The organism is Campylobacter concisus, from assembly GCF_902460625.1.
GTDB classification, from domain to species: domain Bacteria; phylum Campylobacterota; class Campylobacteria; order Campylobacterales; family Campylobacteraceae; genus Campylobacter_A; species Campylobacter_A concisus_AD.
Map to the genome: position 1 here is coordinate 9,539 of NZ_CABPUT010000011.1, position 3,203 is coordinate 12,741.

Annotated in this window: 5 protein-coding genes; all 5 read left to right on the top strand. The window is 37.2% G+C overall.

Translation table 11 applies throughout. The features are described 5' to 3' along the window. Positions 1-84 precede the first annotated feature (84 nt). Complete coding sequence (locus F3G69_RS08445) at positions 85-327, top strand: HP0268 family nuclease (protein ID WP_002941786.1); 243 nt, start codon at positions 85-87, stop codon at positions 325-327. Then, a complete protein-coding gene (gene miaB / locus F3G69_RS08450; protein WP_103599980.1) occupies positions 327-1,628 on the top strand; it encodes a tRNA (N6-isopentenyl adenosine(37)-C2)-methylthiotransferase MiaB in 1,302 nt (433 codons plus the stop codon). The genes F3G69_RS08445 and miaB overlap by 1 nt, the downstream gene beginning before the upstream one ends. After that, positions 1,609-2,388, top strand: coding sequence for a lysophospholipid acyltransferase family protein (locus F3G69_RS08455; RefSeq protein ID WP_149714983.1), 780 nt, complete (start codon positions 1,609-1,611; stop codon positions 2,386-2,388). The genes miaB and F3G69_RS08455 overlap by 20 nt, the downstream gene beginning before the upstream one ends. Further along, a complete protein-coding gene (locus F3G69_RS08460; RefSeq protein WP_084041518.1) occupies positions 2,378-2,824 on the top strand; it encodes a hypothetical protein in 447 nt (148 codons plus the stop codon). The genes F3G69_RS08455 and F3G69_RS08460 overlap by 11 nt, the downstream gene beginning before the upstream one ends. A 60-nt stretch (positions 2,825-2,884) precedes the next feature. Further along, positions 2,885-3,203: DUF8569 domain-containing protein (locus F3G69_RS09325; RefSeq protein ID WP_508610272.1), on the top strand; the 319-nt coding region annotated here is incomplete at its 3' end.

The window sequence follows — 3,203 nt, forward strand, 5'->3', positions numbered from 1 at the left end:
ATTATTAACTTTTATTTAATCCTTTTTTTATGATGTTTTGGATATATTGACCGATTAAAATTTAAGATTTTGAAAGGATTAAAAATGGAGCTAAAACTTGCAAGAGCTGAATTAGACGCAAAACCAAAAACGATTTCACTAGAAAAAATAGAGGCAGCTGTCGAAAAAGAGGGTCAGAAAATTTTCTATTTTGATAAAGAAAACACACACAAACAACTAATCGCCTTAGTCGAGCATTTTGAAGAAAAAGGGCTAAGCGTCTATCACAGAACCGTAAAATACGGACTTGATGATAGCGACTATATGTATGAAGTGCATATACTTTAATGAGTAAAAAACTCTTTATCCAAACTTTAGGCTGTGCTATGAATGTTCGTGACAGCGAGCATATCATAGCTGAGCTCTCACAAAAAGAAGACTACTCCCTAACACAAAATATAGAAGAAGCTGATTTAATCCTTATAAATACTTGCTCGGTTCGTGAAAAGCCAGTCCATAAGCTCTTTAGCGAGGTTGGAGCCTTTGAAAAAGCCAAAAAAAGAGGTGCAAAGATAGGCGTTTGCGGCTGCACTGCTAGCCATTTGGGTAGTGAAATTTTCAAGCGCGCGCCTTATGTTGATTTTGTCCTTGGCGCAAGAAATGTTAGCAAGATCACAAAGGCGGTAAATACGCCTAAATTTATCTCAACCGACATCAATCACGACGAGAGCGAATACGCATTTGGCGAATTTAGAGGCTCGCCATATAAAAGCCACATCAACATATCGATCGGATGCGATAAAAAATGCACCTACTGCATCGTCCCACACACTAGAGGCGATGAAATTTCTATTCCTTCAAGCCTCATCTTAAAAGAGGTAGAAAAGGCTGCAAACAGCGGTGCAAAAGAGATATTTTTACTAGGGCAAAATGTCAATAATTACGGCAAAAGATTTTCGGGCATGCAAGAAAATATCGATTTTAGCGACCTGTTAGTAAAGATAAGCGAGATAGAGGGCGTTGAGAGGATAAGATTTACAAGCCCACACCCACTTCATATGGATGATAAATTTCTTGAAATTTTCACTAATAATCCAAAAATTTGTAAATCTATGCACATGCCACTTCAAAGCGGAAATACCAAAGTTTTACGCGAGATGAAGCGCGGATACACAAAAGAGTGGTTTTTAGACCGTGCGTTAAGACTTAGAAAGATGTGCCCAGACGTGAGCATCTCGACTGATATCATCGTCGCATTTCCAGGCGAGAGTGAGAGCGAATTTGAAGATACGATGGACGTGCTTGAGCAAGTTAGATTTGAGCAAATTTTTAGTTTTAAGTATTCGCCCCGTCCGCTCACAAAGGCAGCTACTTTTACAAATCAAATAGACGACAAGACCGCTTCAGCAAGGCTCACTCGCCTACAAAATCGCCATAACGAAATTTTAGACGAGATCGTGGCGGCACAAAAAGATAAAATTTTTGATGTATATTTTGAAGAGCTAAGAGCAAATGGCGGCGTTGCTGGGCGAAGTTTTAACAACTTTTTAGTTCAAGTCGATGGCAGCGAAGAGCTTCTTGGCACTACACAAAAAATAAAGATCACAAACCCAAAACGAATGGTTTTGTATGGCGAGCTGCAAATTTAAAAACGTCTTTGAAAAGGTCGCCCTAAGCGTTGGCGTCTTTTTCATCTACATTTTGATGTGGCTCATTTTTTTAACCTGCAAAAAGAGCTACACTCCAAATTTCTTACCGCAAAATGGCTGCGTCGTCGTCTTTTGGCATGGCAGACTTAGCTTTATGAGCTTTGCTTACAGACGCTGGTGGAGCAGCCAAAACAGAAAACAAGGCAAAGTGATAATAAGCGACCACAAAGATGGCGAGCTAATCACTAGAATAATCAATTTTTTTGGTATCGGCACCATTAGAGGTAGCAGCTCAAAAGGCGGTGCAAGGGCACTTATAGAAGCTCTAAGAGAGATAAAGCAAGGTCACGACGTCATCATCACGCCAGATGGTCCAAGAGGACCAAGACACAGTGTGGCAGACGGAGCAGTAGTGATCGCACAAAAGTCATCTTGTGAAATTTATGCTCTAAATTTTGAAGCAAGCTCGTTTTGGGAGTTTAAAAGCTGGGATAAGATGATACTTCCTAAGCCATTTTCAACTATAAATTTTAGCCTCTCAGCCCCATTTAGCGTGGCAAATTTAGAGCAAAAAGAGGCAAAAGAAAAGATACAAAATGAGCTTTGGCAAGCCTCACAAAATGATGGAGGCAAGAGCGCAGAGCAAAACAAAGATGATTTTAAATCAAATTTAAAAATTTGGTGGAAAAAGTATGCGCATAAAAATCCGCAAATAAGAGACGAGATAAAAGAAATTTTGGATGAAATTTATGAAAAATAAACTATCTATTTTTATAGCCATCTTTCTAATTGTTTTATTCGGACTATTTTTTTATAGCGACAACTCCTACAAACTCGCCCTTGAAGCAAAATTTTTATACGAAAACAAAGAATATGAAAAGGCTTTAAATTTAAGCCAAAAAGCACTTGATATAGATATTTATAACAAAATGGCAAATACTGTACTAAATCAAAGCAAGGCTGCTATCAAATTTAGCTCATACATAAAAAATGGCAAAGAGTATCTTGAGCGTATCAAAAAAATGAGCCAAAGTAGCATCAGCAAGGCTGATAGTGAACGCATTAAGATGATGTGTGATGTGATGATAGAGGATTTTGACGACCTTAAAAACTCGGCCTTACTTGATAGTGAGCTAAAAAATGAAGCTTTAAATACAAAAGAGATTTTCGTTAAGCTTAAAAACGAGCTGTTTTAAACTTATTTAATCCCTTTTTAGCTACCATAACGAAAATTATGCACTAAATTTAGGAGATTTATGTCTTTTAGCGTCAAAAAGCTTTTTTCTAACCTTTTTTTAAGCGTCGTGTTGGAGGGCAATGAGTGCATATTCTTCGGTCAGGTCTTTAGAAATGGCAAACTTTTAAAAACCATAAACGCTAAATTTACAGATATAAATATCGATAATATCGATGAAAAAATCATAAAATACATAGAAGAGCAAGAAAAAACATATTTTGGTGTATATGTTTCAGTTTTTTTTAACGACGACTCGCAAGGCGCGCTTCCTAGCACTAGCTTTGATGAATATAAAAAATTTAATATAAATACTAAAAATCTTACAAGCCTTATCATGC

Coding starts and splice junctions, on each gene's coding strand:
- F3G69_RS08455 (WP_149714983.1), top strand. CDS start 1,609: ATGGCGAGCTGCAAATTTAAAAACGTCTTTGAAAAGGTCGCCCTAAGC.
- F3G69_RS08460 (WP_084041518.1), top strand. CDS start 2,378: ATGAAAAATAAACTATCTATTTTTATAGCCATCTTTCTAATTGTTTTA.
- F3G69_RS08445 (WP_002941786.1), top strand. CDS start 85: ATGGAGCTAAAACTTGCAAGAGCTGAATTAGACGCAAAACCAAAAACG.
- miaB (WP_103599980.1), top strand. CDS start 327: ATGAGTAAAAAACTCTTTATCCAAACTTTAGGCTGTGCTATGAATGTT.